At 53.4% G+C, this 13,693-nt stretch carries 12 protein-coding genes; 5 read left to right on the top strand and 7 right to left on the bottom strand.

Annotated elements, in window-relative coordinates; all coding sequences use genetic code 11:
* Positions 1-699 precede the first annotated feature (699 nt).
* Positions 700-1,692 carry a hypothetical protein gene (locus N8H71_RS24535; RefSeq protein ID WP_262195986.1) on the top strand — a complete coding sequence of 331 codons (993 nt, stop codon included), beginning with the start codon at positions 700-702 and terminating at the stop codon, positions 1,690-1,692.
* A 321-nt stretch (positions 1,693-2,013) separates the two neighbouring features.
* Here the strand turns inward: N8H71_RS24535 and N8H71_RS24530 are convergent, their stop codons facing one another.
* The 3 genes from N8H71_RS24530 to N8H71_RS24520 all read right to left on the bottom strand — a co-directional run bounded on the left by N8H71_RS24530 (position 2,014) and on the right by N8H71_RS24520 (position 3,385).
* The gene (locus tag N8H71_RS24530; protein WP_262195985.1) at positions 2,014-2,409 is read right to left on the bottom strand and encodes a hypothetical protein; all 396 of its coding nucleotides are present in this window, start codon (positions 2,407-2,409) and stop codon (positions 2,014-2,016) included.
* A 27-nt stretch (positions 2,410-2,436) separates the two neighbouring features.
* Positions 2,437-3,054 (bottom strand): reverse transcriptase family protein, encoded by a 618-nt coding sequence (locus N8H71_RS24525; RefSeq protein ID WP_262195984.1) that lies wholly within the window; start codon positions 3,052-3,054, stop codon positions 2,437-2,439.
* Positions 3,055-3,130: 76 nt separating this feature from the next.
* Positions 3,131-3,385: a hypothetical protein gene (locus N8H71_RS24520; protein WP_262195983.1), complete on the bottom strand. Its 255-nt coding sequence runs from the start codon at positions 3,383-3,385 to the stop codon at positions 3,131-3,133.
* 597 nt (positions 3,386-3,982) lie between these two features.
* Between N8H71_RS24520 and dusA the strand changes: the two genes are divergently transcribed.
* Positions 3,983-4,978, top strand: coding sequence for a tRNA dihydrouridine(20/20a) synthase DusA (gene dusA, locus N8H71_RS24515; protein ID WP_127799002.1), 996 nt, complete (start codon positions 3,983-3,985; stop codon positions 4,976-4,978).
* Positions 4,979-5,001: 23 nt separating this feature from the next.
* Here the strand turns inward: dusA and N8H71_RS24510 are convergent, their stop codons facing one another.
* Complete coding sequence (locus N8H71_RS24510; protein WP_262195982.1) at positions 5,002-5,835, bottom strand: undecaprenyl-diphosphate phosphatase; 834 nt, start codon at positions 5,833-5,835, stop codon at positions 5,002-5,004.
* A gap of 507 nt (positions 5,836-6,342) precedes the next feature.
* Between N8H71_RS24510 and N8H71_RS24505 the strand changes: the two genes are divergently transcribed.
* The 3 genes from N8H71_RS24505 (at position 6,343) to N8H71_RS24495 (ending at position 9,812) form a co-directional block, all read left to right on the top strand.
* Complete coding sequence (locus N8H71_RS24505) at positions 6,343-7,083, top strand: winged helix-turn-helix domain-containing protein (protein WP_085686754.1); 741 nt, start codon at positions 6,343-6,345, stop codon at positions 7,081-7,083.
* 292 nt (positions 7,084-7,375) lie between these two features.
* Complete coding sequence (locus tag N8H71_RS24500) at positions 7,376-8,035, top strand: winged helix-turn-helix domain-containing protein (protein WP_262195981.1); 660 nt, start codon at positions 7,376-7,378, stop codon at positions 8,033-8,035.
* A gap of 382 nt (positions 8,036-8,417) precedes the next feature.
* Positions 8,418-9,812 (top strand): undecaprenyl-phosphate glucose phosphotransferase, encoded by a 1,395-nt coding sequence (locus N8H71_RS24495; protein ID WP_262195980.1) that lies wholly within the window; start codon positions 8,418-8,420, stop codon positions 9,810-9,812.
* Positions 9,813-10,184: 372 nt separating this feature from the next.
* Here the strand turns inward: N8H71_RS24495 and N8H71_RS24490 are convergent, their stop codons facing one another.
* Genes N8H71_RS24490 through N8H71_RS24480 form a run of 3 tightly spaced genes read right to left on the bottom strand, consistent with a single transcriptional unit; the run spans position 10,185 to position 13,686 of the window.
* Positions 10,185-12,263 (bottom strand): YjbH domain-containing protein, encoded by a 2,079-nt coding sequence (locus N8H71_RS24490; protein WP_262195979.1) that lies wholly within the window; start codon positions 12,261-12,263, stop codon positions 10,185-10,187.
* Positions 12,260-13,024, bottom strand: a complete 765-nt coding sequence (locus N8H71_RS24485; RefSeq protein WP_262195978.1) for a capsule biosynthesis GfcC family protein — start codon at positions 13,022-13,024, stop codon at positions 12,260-12,262. Before N8H71_RS24485 ends, N8H71_RS24490 begins: the two co-directional genes overlap by 4 nt.
* Positions 13,021-13,686 carry a YjbF family lipoprotein gene (locus N8H71_RS24480; protein WP_262195977.1) on the bottom strand — a complete coding sequence of 222 codons (666 nt, stop codon included), beginning with the start codon at positions 13,684-13,686 and terminating at the stop codon, positions 13,021-13,023. The genes N8H71_RS24485 and N8H71_RS24480 overlap by 4 nt, the downstream gene beginning before the upstream one ends.
* Between the last annotated feature and the right edge of the window lie 7 nt (positions 13,687-13,693).

Raw genomic sequence — 13,693 nt, 5'->3', positions numbered from 1 at the left:
GGCACAAGCCGGCGGATTCTGTCTTAGGTGTAGGGGGTGGCGCAAGGATGTGTAGGGCTTGGATGACGAAATCATGAATCATTTAAACGAGTGGCTTTTTTAGGTTGAAAACCTATGATCGTTAGAGTGGATAGTCGCAACAGTTGTTGAGATTGGTCAAAAGCAGAGCTCGCATTTCGGCAGCGAGCTAATATAAAAGTTGTTCTACATCAAGAAGATATTTATGACTCAAAATTAATACTTTGACGCTTTCCACCTCTTCAATGAAAATGCGCGCAAAGCACAACGCCACCATTGGACACCGCTTTATGCCAGCAAATGGATTTGATTTCCTTGAGCCTCTCCCTGACAGCTGCCCACCAGCAAAGGTAACTGCGCCGAGCGAACCGACGCTTTGGAGACTCTTAAGGGCAAGCAATCATACCGCCAGCGATTTCGACTCTCAGCGCAAACGCTCTTCAACACACAAATATCCAGATGAGTGCTCAGCCAGGTCTGTTTCGCTGATGACTTCCTTGGCCGCATGCCGGGCCGCGGCGAAAAGTCCGAGAATGGTGAAAATGAAGTTTACTCATGCCGTTGAGGTACCGTTCAGTAAAAAATACGGTGTATGGCATAAAGACCAGCCCACACATGTAAATTGGTGGCCGTATAGTTCTGTCGACCCGACAGCGATCGCTGGAAGAGTGGAGGCTCTCAATGGCTAAGCTATCGGTAGAAAAAATATTGCTTAGCTATGATGTTCCATTGATTGCGCTTGCGAAGGCAAAAAACGGAGACAAATATTTAGGCGTCAACTATGACGATGGCGAAACCGCATTCAAGTTTTACTTTTCCAGAATAAAAACTGAACATCTGAAGCAGCTATATGCCGAAAAAATTGATGTGCATTACGCTGTCACCAAACTTCATAAGGGCAAGTATGAGCTTGGAGAGGTGTGGGGAAGTGTTGGCGAAGAATTCAGAACAAAAAGCTCAGCTGTACTCCCACCCGATGCCCTACCTGAACCAGGTATGTTTATCCCTGGTCACGCAGAAGAAAGCTTGAATAGTGACATCAAAGTAGTAGACATAGATGGACAGTGGGAAATTAGCGATTTAAGGCGATTCTCAGATTTAGTGCAAGACTGCTACTCTCTCGGATTTGCACTTCTTGGTGCGACAGGCCAAGCGGCTACAAAAAAAATCAATGCTGTATTTCACAAGCATCCCTGGAGAGGCGGATTTAGTTCCGTCAATTTTTTCAAAGAGCTTTATAGAAACATTCCGAATGAAGATAGAGCCGCGATCCGAAAGATTGATTACGCCTCTCCCGGAGAAATAAAGTTTTATATGAATGGTGACGTTGCCGATTCAATTCGAGAGCTTGTGAACGGCATCAACGATGATGAAAGCCCAGCTCGCGCAGCCTACAAAAAAGCATACGGACATCTCCAAAACCTAGGATGGCTTAGCAAGTCAGACACTGACATTACGCTTTCAGATCAAGATTTCGCCGACCTTTCCGAACTATTGGAGGATACTTGCGAGGCATTTGGACTAGACGATAGCGCCTCACATATTCTCGACCTAGCCAGCGAAGATCCGTTATCGGCCATCAAAATCGTCCTAGCTTATTATCGTAGACTTCAAGGACTCGCAGACTACGTGGCGACCGGAAAAGCTCAGGATATTTTCCACGATGCCAAATGACAACTTTATGCCAGCGGTAAAGGGTTAAATGCCTCTAAAAAGCTAGCATAGACGGGATTCAAAACTCACTATAACAAGCTGACAAGGCCCGCCCAGCTCGGACCTTTTTTGCATCTGGCGTTTGAGCATTGCCAAAGTACAGTGCTGTTTTTGCTCAACCATGAACTCGCTTATCCCAACTGTAGACAAGCAATGACGACAGAGTCATTTCCCACCTAGCACTCCAAAAAAATTCCACTCCCCTTTTGTAACACATACGTTTTCGTAACAACAAATCTCAACAACCATCGCCACTAGATGACCTATCGAAGAAATACACACTTACTCAACATTAAGAAATTTCACCCCCCCTTCCGCTCTTTTATATTTCTCCATTAGGGAAATTTGCGATTTATTTTTAGCTTCATTCAATCGCTTTTTAAGGTCCAAACCAGCAGTCTGTTTGCAAGCTATCATTCGCCCAACTCTCCCCATGGCACTATGATAAAGATGAGCTACCTCCTCGAACACCTTGCCACTTTCTACTTGAATCTCAAATTCTCGCACCGCAGCTTTAATTCTGTTTCTCTCAGCCTTAACAACACCAGCAGAACAACCAGAAATACCCAAACCGGTAACGACTAGAGGTTCCCGACTTCCACCATGCGTAATAACCTGGCCTTTTTTTAGAATATGCATTTTTGCTCTTTTTTGCCTAAAACCTTTTTGAGCGAGCATTCCTGTGACTTTCGATATAACTTCCGATCATTGCGCATTGAGCAACTGCTTTCTTGAAGAGATAGTTATATCATCTGCAAATCGACTATAAGCCAATCCCTTGCCATGTATCCACTCAACAAGCCGCGGTTCAAGATCCCAGAATACCAGATTCGCAATATAGCTACTGGTACTTGCACCTTGAGGAACGTATCCATCCTTCGTTACTATTAGCGAAAGAATCTCTGAGACCCCTCGGCCAAAACCAAAAAAACCTTCAAAAATCCATCTCACTTTATCAACAGTGATTGATGGGAAAAAATTAGTTATATCCTGCAACGCAATTGACTTAGCAGAAACATGTTCCCGTGCATTTGAAAAAGGGCTTCTAGGGCTTACATCATCTTTTATTCCGCCATGAAGATAGCTAGGATAATCAACAAAAACAAACAGCCTATCAACAATTTTTCTCTGAATTTTTTTCAACGGCTCAAACGCATCATATGTAACCCTAACGCTCTTGTCCTTTTTTTCTTGCAATACCTCTCTATATAACAAACTACACGAGGCGGATAATTTTAGCAGCGACTCTGGACTTTCACCCAGCATTAACCCAAGTGACTTAAGATTATAAATTGGCTTTCGCTTGTACTTCGCGGAAATCATAAAAACCACCCATAAAAAAGCCCGCACTATTAAAATGCGGGCTTCTATAAATTCGATGATGCGATTTGGTGCGTCATTATTTCAAGAACTCCATCATAACATCAATGTAAATTGATGCTTTTTCATGGATAAGAGACCAGTTCTCAAAACACCACTTAACCGAAAATTGAATTGCTGCACCCTTAATACTCTCAAGGATAAAGCTCTTTCTCTCGACTTTTGTTGGTGCGGCTCCTTCTGGATTCTCTTTGCTATCTTTAGTGACGCGGACACCTTCATTATTTTGCACATTCTTCAACGGGGACCGTTGAAGGCTCTTCATTTTTTTCATCGATATATCCTCACGGGCTGGATTGCCCCGCCGCGAAGCTTTCAGGCCGAAAGGAACATGAAGGTGTCCATACAAATCGCAGTTCTGGCTTATCAAACGAAGTTTGATAAGCCCGTCCGCCGCAATATTCGCCCTGTGATCTGAGTAATCGCTGATTCGGCCAACGGCCGGCTGCTTTTCGTTAACGGATAAAACCTTCGCTAACGCTCAAATTCGACAACGAGATTTCTCGTTACCGGAGAGTGCTCAACGCTCTGCATAGACTCTGAGATAAACCTATGGATTTCATAGGAATAGCTCTGCAGAACTAGATCAGGGCGGACACACGGGTGGCGGAAAAGCCTTGTAGAACCCAAAGCTGATTGGCTAACCAATCACAACTGCAAGCCTGATTTTCTATCGATGTTTTTAAAGAGCGCATTCGGATGGTACATCCGACCTAGAAAACGTTATAGCTCATAGCCACTACGAAAGCAACTCGGCGCAATCGTTACCCAGGACCTTCATCGAGTCGAAGCAGCGCTAGACTCTTCTAAGCAGCTTTGTTCAATCTGATAAACTCCCCCACCTCCCAGCCACACCGATTCCGTACCCCCAATGCCCCCAATCACCGCCACACCCGCCCCACTCTCCCGCCGTTTCTCCGTCGCGCCGATGATGGATTGGACTGACCGCCATTGCCGGTACTTCCTACGCATCCTGTCGAAAAACGCCCTGCTCTACACCGAAATGGTCACCACCGGCGCGCTGCTCAACGGCGATCACGAGCGTTTCCTCCGTCACAACGAAGCCGAGCACCCGCTGGCGTTGCAGTTGGGCGGTAGTGTTCCGCTGGACCTGGCCGCTTGCGCACGTATGGCGCAGGAGCACGGTTACGACGAGGTGAATCTGAACGTTGGCTGCCCGAGTGATCGGGTGCAGAACAATATGATCGGGGCGTGCCTGATGGGGCATCCGCAGTTGGTGGCGGATTGTGTGAAGGCGATGCGTGATGCGGTGTCGATTCCGGTGACGGTGAAGCATCGGATCGGGATCAATGGGCGGGACAGTTATGAAGAGCTGTGCGATTTCGTCGGCACGGTGCGGGATGCCGGGTGCACGAGTTTTACGGTGCATGCGCGGATTGCGATTCTGGAGGGGTTGTCGCCGAAGGAGAACCGTGACATTCCGCCGTTGCGTTATGACGTGGCGGCGCGGTTGAAGGCGGATTTTCCGGAGCTGGAGTTCATTCTGAACGGCGGGATCAAGACGATGGAGGCCTGCCATGAGCATTTGCAGACCTTTGACGGGGTGATGCTGGGCCGCGAGGCGTATCACAATCCCTATCTGCTGGCCGAGGTGGATCAGCAGTTGTTCGGCAGTACCGCGCCGGTAATCAGCCGGGCCGAGGCGCTGGCGCAGTTACGGCCTTATATAGCCGAGCATTTGCTGGCCGGCGGCGCGATGCATCACATCACCCGGCATGTGCTGGGCCTGGGCACCGGTTTCCCGGGGGCGCGCAAGTTTCGTCAGTTGTTGTCGGTGGATATCCACAAGGCCAAGGATCCGCTGGCGTTGCTGGATCAGGCGGCGGAGTTGCTGGCCGGGCGTTGAGGCCCGACCTGCGCGGCTGAGGGTCAGGCGGCTGCGGCCGCCGTCCAGTTCACCCAGCCGAACATCCACGTCGCCAGGATCAACAAGCCAAAAGCAATCCGATACCAGGCAAACGCGGCATAACTGTGGTTCGCAATGAACTTCAGCAACCCGCGCACGGCGATCATCGCGAAAATAAAGGCAACCACGAAGCCCAGGGCGAAGACCGGCAGGTCACTGCTCTCGAACAGATCCCGGTACTTGTAGCCGGAATACACCGCCGCACCGACCATCGTCGGCATCGCCAGAAAGAACGAAAACTCCGTAGCGGCCTTGCGTGACAATCCAAACAGCAAACCGCCAATGATGGTTGATCCGGAGCGAGATGTACCCGGAATCATCGCCAGGCACTGTACGAAACCGATCTTCAGCGCGTCGGACCACTTCATGTCGTCTACATGGTCGACGCTCACCACATGGTCACGCTGCTCGGCCCATAACATCACGATGCCGCCCACAACCAACGCTACGGCGACGGTGATCGGGTTGAACAGGTAATGATGAATGTCATCGGCAAATAACACGCCCAGCACCACTGCCGGGAAAAACGCGATCAGCAGATTGGCCGTAAAACGTTGGGCATTGCGTTGGGTCGGCAGGCCTTTGACGATCTCGAAGATCTTCGGCCGAAACTCCCAGACCACCGCCAGAATGGCGCCCAGTTGAATAATAATGTTGAACGCCATGGCGCGTTCGCCACCGAACTCCAGCAAGTCGGCAACGATAATCTGATGGCCTGTACTGGAAATGGGCAGGAACTCTGTCAGCCCTTCTACCGCACCTAATATCAGCACCTTGAACAAGGTCAGTAAATCCATTAATCCTCCGTCAGAACGCTCCCGAAGAGCGCCCGGTCAACTGCATTCAGGCATTGGGTATCTGAAGTAAAACAATTGGCAAATACACACCCATTGCCCGACTCGGGGACGGAGAATATGTCTTATCAAAAGACACACTCAAGCCATGTTAATAATCGTCCGCCTAACAACTTGTCGGCCTTGTAGCAAAAAACAGCGTCGCCTCATAAAATGTGACCCATCTCACACTCCAGGCAATCCCGTGCAATCGAGTAGTGGCCAAGGGACATAAAAAACAGATCGCGATAATTACAAAATAGTGGCACCATCTCACATTGCCACCATCTAACGACCCGATTTTCGATAGTTCACAGCCCCGAAAAAATCAACTAAAAGCTTGAAAGGCTTAATTATTGTTAGAAAACTCGGGAGCCACGTCTAAAATCCGCGCAAATGTTACCAATTGTCAGTCACAGATGAGAACCGGTGCTTTAACATCCCGATGTCAGCACCTTTTCGAGTCAATGCATGATGCTCACAGGTAACTTAGCGACTAAAATCCAGCGCCGTACAAGCAACGAACCAGGTGTTCTCACCCTGGCTCGTACCCGTGGCGTGGCAGAAGATTTTAGTGCGCTAATCGCAAAGCATGTGCAGAACAATGTGGCGCTTGAAGCCGACGCCTACGCTAGTTCATATCAGCAAAACGAATATTACGGTTCCCATCGAGCCATCTTCATTGTCATTGATAGCCCGCAGGCACTGGAAGATAACCTTGCACTGGTGGAAAACCTGCGCAATGACAATTCGAAGCCGATTATTTGTGCAGTGATCACAGGTCGCGGCGCCCACAACAAGATCAAGTATTTTCTTGCAGGGGCCGACTTCTGTATCAAACTCAACACCTTGTCCGATGATGGCACGGAGCCGCTCGGCGAGTTCTTCGACAGTGAAGAATGGCAACGGGATATCAGCCTGGTGCTGGACTCCACCCGCATCTGCCTCTCGGACGCCAGCCGCCGACTGGATATTTCCTTTGCCGAAATGAAGATCCTGCAAGCCTTCGCGCAGACCGGCAATCACATTCTCAGCCATGATGAAATCGCCGGCATCATGGGGCTCAACACCCATTTCTACGATCCTCGGGCGCTGGAAAAATCCATCAGTCGCTTGCGTGGGAAAATAAAGGACGTGTACGGTACGAACGCCATACAGAGCATTCGCGGGTATGGTTATCGTCTGATGAGGGGGTTGATCTCCAACGCCTGAATCAAGGAATCAGTCTTTTTGCAGCATACGAGGGAACGTCTGATGCAACTCTTTGAAAATCCGCTGTCTCATAGTTTTAACCGCATCACACATCTAATAAAAAGCCGTCAATTGCATGAGCGCTGCAACACTTAAACATAACAATAAACCATTACTCTAATAGCAGACCGAGTGGAACTTATCGAGGGCCATTTTTGGGCCCAGACCCTGCCTTTCGATTAATTCCGAGGAAAACATTGCTCGCCTGCCCATTATTTTTCGCCAAATTTGGTGTGTACTTTAGGAGAGAGACATGGAAACCAGCACGACCCTCCCAAGAAAATACTTTGTTGTCGTGACTAACAGCTCAGCGTCGCAACGCGAACTCGAGAGCATTCTCTCCAGTGAGCGTTTCAATTCGTTTGGCACGTCTCAGGCACAAATGTTTATTGAAGGTGTTGCTTCGCCCTCTTCCGCTCCGATGCTGATGGAGTTCACTTACCCAAGCGGCACAAGGAAGCATGTCGCACGCAGCATTGAACACGATACCCAGAAAATACTGGCCACCCTCGAATCGGAATGGCTCGCAGCGCAATCGGCCCCTCCGTTTCACAGCACTTCGGCAACAGCCGGAGAAACCACCCATACGTCCCGAACGATTGAATCCACTGGGTCCTGCACCGAAGCCTGGCATCTCGATAATGACCAGGGTGCATTGACAAAGGAAGGCGTCGAAATCAGTCTCACCGGGCTCGAAACCGCACTGGTTTGCAAAATGCTGCACCACGAAGAACGCGTTGTCAGTCGAGACGAACTGATCCTCAGCATTGGCAGAGAACCGGAGCAATACCGGGGTCTGGAAATGTGTCTGAGTCGTCTCCAGGACAAATTCAAAAGTGCCAGCAATGGCGAACGACTGTTTCGTGCCGTACGCAATCGTGGTTATTGCCTGATCCAGGAAGTTGTTGCCTGACAATAACGCCAACGCGAAAAACAAACAGATACAAGTGCTATTACAAGAATAAAAGAAGCACTCTGTTTGGCCCACCTCCTTATAGTCTTCCCTGCCTCCCTACCCTTCCTACGATAGCAAACCCGATCTCAATTATTCACCCCCTGCCTTTCGACCTTTTCTAACGTTTGAATATTGGAAATTTAAATAAGTTGGCACTGTGCCATCTTGTTAGAACTCGTCAGACAGCATCCCTGGCAATAACTTAGTCTATTGACTGACGACAGTTCCGCATTCCGGCGTTGTTACCTCAGGACACTGGCTCAAACAACAATAACAAGTCTGCTTAACAACTCGGTTTTCTACTGTCGAAACCTGAATGGACGTCTTTTGGGGATATCGTATGGATCTTTCTCTTCGTATCAATCGAAACACCGGCCTCAAGGGACTGACCTTTTGGGGCCAATGGGCGCTGGCACAGAGTTTCATTGTTTCACTGTTGTTCTTTCTGGCCGAACAGCACACCGGAACCGTCGAGTTCTACTACCGGATGTGCACGATACTGGCGGTACTGGCGTCGGTTCCGGCCTATACCTTCAGCGGCGCGTATCGAAAGCGAGACAACTATCTGACCGGGCTGGGTCGACTGTTCGTGGGTTGGTTCATGACCATGGCCGGTCTGGCGTTCATCGCCTTCATCTGCAAGGCCGATGCGCTGTTCTCCCGCCAGGTCATCCTTGAGTGGGCGGTATACGGTTTCCTCGGTCAGGCACTGCTGTACGCACCGCTGCACGCGTTCTCGAAGTTCTATCAGCGTTCGCGCAAAAGCGAACACAAGACCCTGATCGTCGGCACCGGTGAATTGGCGCTGGGACTGGCGAAAAAATTGAGTCAGCTGGAAAACCTGCCGTTGGTAGGTCTGGTCAGCAACGGCGAAGTCCCTTCCCTGGAAGCGGACGCTCCACGCGTCGTCGGCGCTCAGGACGAGTTGCTCGAGCTGATTCAGAACCATGACATCCGCCGCTTGTACATCACGCTGCCGCTGTCGGAAGCCGCCAACATCGAAGCCATGTATGTCGATCTGTTGGATGCCAACGTCGACGTGGTCTGGGTGCCGGATCTGAACAGCCTGACGCTGCTCAACCATTCGGTGAAAGTCGTGGACGGTCTGCCAGCGATCTACCTCAACGAAAGCCCGCTGACCAGCCGCCCGACCGCTGCGCTGAGCAAGAGCCTGGTGGAAAAAGCCGTCGCCCTGCTGGCCATCATCCTGCTGAGTCCGGTGCTGTTGGCCGTGGCGTTGGCGGTGAAGATCAACTCGCCGGGCCCGGTGTTTTTCAAGCAGGATCGCCACGGCTGGAACGGCAAGGTGATCAAGGTCTGGAAATTCCGCTCGATGCGCGTGCACGATGACCGTGACGTCAAGCAGGCCAGCCGCAACGATTCACGCATCACCGCAGTCGGCCGCTTCATCCGTCGCACTTCGCTGGATGAATTGCCGCAGCTGTTCAACGTGTTGCAAGGGCACATGGCGCTGGTCGGTCCACGTCCGCACGCCGTGGCGCACAACAACTACTACTCGGGCAAGATCCTCGCCTATATGGCCCGCCACCGAATCAAACCGGGCATTACTGGCCTGGCACAGATCAGCGGTTGCCGGGGCGAGACAGACACGCTCGACAAGATGGAAAAGCGTGTTGAGATCGACCTGAAGTACATCAACAACTGGTCGCTGTGGCTGGATGTGAAGATCCTGGTGAAGACGCCGTTTACCTTGCTGTCGAAGGATATTTACTGAGACGCAGGGCTTGAGAAGGCAACACCGCAAGGGGACGAAAGTCCCCTTTTTTGTGGGCGGGATTTGGGGTTGGCTGGGGCTTCGAAACCGAGGAGTGACAGATACTCTGATGTCGGCTGAACAGACGCCTTCGCGGGCAAGCCCGCTCCCACAGGGATCTGGGGAATGGCGAAGATCAAGGCATCACCTTAAATCCTGTGGGAGCGGGCTTGCCCGCGAAGGCGCCGGATCATTCACCATCAGGTTTGAACCTGCCAACCACCTGCAACACACCAGCTCCCACAGCAATCATGGCCGTATCAAGATCCCCCTTCACCACAAACAAAAACGGGAGCCATCAGGCTCCCGTTTTGACTTTCCGCTCTCCCGGTCTTACTCGGTAATCTTCTCGAAGTTCCGGTAGAACATGTCCCCTTCCCGACTGTCCGTCATCGAGTGCAGCTGGAAGCTGCGGTTCAGCCTCGCACCACCGTCACGGGTCAGCGGCGCCCACACCAGGTTGGCGCGGCGCATGGTCGACATGCTCATCATCTCGTCGAACGGAATCGACAGGTACAGGCCCTTGTCGAAACTACCCTCGCCATACTCGGCGCTGCCGGCGGTGGTGATCGTCGCCCAGGCGCCGAAGCGCACGCCGTTGGAAAACTCGCGGGAGATATCCAGCGTGCCGCCAAAGTCGCCCGCCAGGTAACGCCCGACGCTGACGGCAGCAAGCGTTTCGTAAGGCAAGTCGGTGTAGCCGGTGATGTGGCCGGTCCAGACCGAGTAATCCTGCAGGCCGAAGCCCTGGTCGAAATCACGCTGACGCACGTAGTTCAGATCCGCACCGATCGACCAGCGCTTGCCGGTCGGACGAAACAGCACCTCGCCCCCTACCCCGGCGAACATCGACTCCAGATAACCGCCGTAGACCATGCCGTACAAATCCTTGTCCAGTTGCTCGGCGTGGCTGACCTGGAACAGCGGCATAGTGGTGTCCGACGTGGTCAGGTACTGACGCAAATCCGTACGCACACGCGGCAGGCCGCTGGGTGCGTCGTATTTGAACTTGTCGAAGTTGTTGATCAGGTTCTGACTGAGCAAACCGTTCCACCAGGTGTTGCGGTTGAAGCGGTATTCCGCATCGAGATCCGCAGTGAACTGATAGAGCAAGCCATCGGGGCCACCGACGTTCTGTTTGAAGCCCAGCCCGGCGCCATAAATGAAAGATTGCGGCGCTTCGGTGTAGAGGGTTTTCTCGTTGTGCGGCATCGCCGGGTTGATCTCGGTGGTGCGGTGCAGCGCTTGCAGCGGCTCCTCGTTGTTGATCACTTCGCGGAAGGTTTGCCGGGGCACGCTGGTTTCTTCCAGCGGCAGGTCATAGCGCTTGTTGACCACGGTGAACCAGTCGATGTCGTCGTTGACGCTGTTGTCGAGAATCCGGCTCGCGCGGCCGACAGCCTTGGGCGAATGGAAGTAGCGCTGCTGCTCGCCGTACACAATCAGTTCGGAGTCACGCTGGCTGATGCGCTCGACCTTGTAGCCGGCGTTCTGCTGCAAGCGTTTCGATACGTCGGCCCAATTGACCTGGTCAGGCGCGGTGTCCGGCGCTTTCGGCGGCAGCGGTTCGGCCGGTGGGTCGAAGGTTTTGGCCGGGGCCTTGCGGCTGACGAAGTTGGTGTGGAACGTGACGCCGAACATCGCGGTGTTACCGCGCTCCCACGCCGCGCTCAGGTCAAGGGAATCGGTCACCTTGAACACCGCGCCGAGGTTGATCGGCGAGTCCTGCTTGATGATGTTGTCCTTCGGCTCGTGCTTGTAGTCGTTGCCTTCGTATTCGAGTTTCAGGCTGAGCCGGTCCCAGGGCGTCTGGTAACTCACGCCGCCGAAAAACGCAGGCTTGCCGCGAAAGTACGACCCGGCGTTGACGTCACCGGTGCCTTCCAGATCGGGTCTGGTTTTGAAGCGATCACTGGCCCAGCCCAGCGGGTTGTCGAAATCGCCGCGATTACCGATGTAACCCCAGGCAATGCCGGCGCTGAAATCAAAGTTGTCGTAGCGTTTGTTGGCCACGAAGAACTCACTGGCGAACAAACCCGTACCACCGATGTCTCGAAAGCCCAGCGCTACTTCCGGCGCCCAGTGGCTTTCCTGCCACAGCCGGACCTTGGCGTCGACCGCCTTGTCCTTATAGCTCTGGCTGCCACTCAGCGCCTCGGAGCCGTAAGGCCGGTTGGTGATGGCGGTGTAGCGAAACGAACCTTCCAGCCAGTCGAGCGGCTGCAACGAAACGCTGTATCGGCTGTACGGTTCGGTGCGGTTGGCGTTGACACTCAACTCACCGGCGGGCGACATGCGCGCGGTCGGGGTCTGTAGCAGACCGACGCCACCGAAATCATTCTGGGTAATGCGCGGCTCGGCATGCACCAGGCCGCAGGGCAATAACAACACAGCTGCAAAACGCAAATTCAACGAACCACCTCAGCCAACTGCGTGGCAATAAATTCGGCCAACTGCTGATTCAGTTCAGGGACAGGCGGATCAAGATCATCATTTTTCAACGGCACCAGAATCTTGCTGCCGGCGACAGGCATGTGCCCGCTCTCACGGTTCCAATGAGCGATGCCGACCCGGCGCGAAACGCCATTGGGCTGGATCAGCCACAGGTAATCGGCGTCGGCATCGTCTTCCAGCAGCGCGCAGCCTTGCAGGTATTCCCGGGCTTCGAGCAGCGGCTGATAAGGCAAGCGGCACGGCTCGGCGACCGCGCCCAGCACTTCGACTTCGTCGACTCGCTTCGGGTAGATCAGGCGATCGCCATCGTCCAGACGGATGTTGCGGGCGAAGCCGACTTCCACCGCCACCGGATCGAGATCGGCGATCTGCCGTCCGGTCACCGGCATCTGCCGGACTTGCTCGGCCACCTGCTGCGCCAGCGCTGCCCGCGAGGGCTTGTCGAAGAGCATCGCCATGCGTTGCAGCACATCCAGATCGAACAGCACGCCGACCTTGAGCCGCGTCTGTTCCTCCAGTAGTGACTGACGCAGCAGGACGCCCGCCAGAAAGTACCCTTCGGCATTCGGTACGGCCTCGCCAATCACATCGCGTAACCGCCCGTTCGCCGGCAACTCGACCGGGCCCGGATTGGCGACATCACCGGTAACGGTGACCGCTGCCTGGCTCGCACCCGTGAGCAACAACAGACACGCCGATAGCGCTCTCAGCCGCTTCACGGAACGTGCCTGCGATCAGGCGTCAGTTGCACGATCCTGACCCGCAGTTGCGAAGTCAGTTGCTGCTCACTCTGCACAATGAAACCGTCAGCTGGATTGACCCAATAACGATTGGTCGCACGCAGGCCGATGGCCGGGGCGTCAATCTGCTCATCGACACGCAGCACGGTGTATTCCTTGTCGAGAATTTCGAGGGTTTCCAGGGACTTTCGCGAGAAGCGGCTGTTGAGGATGATGCCGACTTCCTGACCTTTGTAGAGATCGATCCAGCGTCGGCTGGTGTAGCCGTCGGGGATATTCTGAAGACCCTTTTTGAACGGCGAGTCATCGGACAGACGCGTCCCGTCCAGATCGCCTTCCACGCCCAGGCCGATGGTCCGCACCACAAACCCGTCGCGCATCAACAGCACCTGTTTGCCCGAGGCGACCCAGAACTGCAGGTCCTCGCGCTCGCGCACCAGCGCCAGCACGCCGGAGCCGGACGGTGTGGTCAGTTTCAACTGGGGATACTTGACCCCGGCGACCTGCTCCGCCGACACGTCCAGTTCGTCCGGCCCGAGGGCCGCCGATTTGAGGTTGTTCAACGAAGCGCTCATCAGCGGGTTACAGCCACACAACAACGAGGCCGCCATCAGGCAGACGCCCACTTTCAACGTTTTCACAGTCGGC

The sequence above is a fragment of the Pseudomonas koreensis genome (assembly GCF_025447595.1).
Lineage (GTDB): Bacteria > Pseudomonadota > Gammaproteobacteria > Pseudomonadales > Pseudomonadaceae > Aquipseudomonas > Aquipseudomonas koreensis_H.
This window is presented reverse-complemented; position numbering and strand designations above follow the sequence as displayed.